Consider the following 788-nt stretch of genomic DNA (forward strand, 5'->3'; position numbering starts at 1 on the left):
TGGGGTCGATCAAGTCGAACATCGGTCACACGCAGGCCGCGGCCGGTGCGGCCGGGATCATGAAGATGATCCTCGCGATGCGCCATGGCACCCTGCCGGCGACGCTGCACGTGGACGAGCCGACGTCGAACGTCGACTGGGCGGCCGGCGCGGTCGAACTGCTCACTGCGTCCCGGGCCTGGGAGGAGAACGGCCGGCCGCGCCGCGCCGGCATCTCCGCGTTCGGGGTGAGCGGCACGAACGCCCACGTCATCCTCGAGCAGGCACCGGCACCGGCGACGGAGCTGGTACCGGCTCCCGGCCAGCCCACGCAGCCGGCCGGAGCAGCACTGTCGGTGGTTCCGGTGCTGGTCTCCGCTCACGACGAGGCGGCGTTGCAGGCCCAGGCGGGACGTCTCGCCGCGACGGATGCCGATGTCCTCGCGGTGGGCGCGGGCTCGGTGCGCCGGGCGGTGCTGGCGCATCGTGCGGTGGTGCTGGCCGCCGACAGCGAGGAGCTGGTGGACGGGCTGGCCGCGCTGGCGGCAGGGACCGCGTCGCCGCGGGTCGTCGCGGGTGCGGCGGGGGAGGGCCGACTGGCGGTGGTCTTCACCGGCCAGGGCGCCCAGCGGATCGGCATGGGCCGGGAGCTGTACGAGACCTTCCCCGTGTTTGCGGACGCCTTCGATGCCGCCTGTGCGCATCTGGATCTTCACCTGGACCGGTCGGTCCGGGCGTTGATCGACGGCGCCGAGCCGGAGCTGCTCGACCAGACGGGGTATGCGCAGCCCGCGCTGTTCGCCGTCGAG

Annotated in this window: 1 protein-coding gene; it reads left to right on the forward strand. The window is 73.5% G+C overall.

The annotated features are described in order from the left end of the window. A partial coding sequence (locus AB1460_RS37950; RefSeq protein WP_368967428.1) for an acyltransferase domain-containing protein occupies positions 1-788 on the forward strand: 788 nt, incomplete at both ends.

The organism is Parafrankia sp. FMc2 (genome assembly GCF_041008525.1).
Taxonomy (GTDB): domain Bacteria; phylum Actinomycetota; class Actinomycetes; order Frankiales; family Frankiaceae; genus Parafrankia.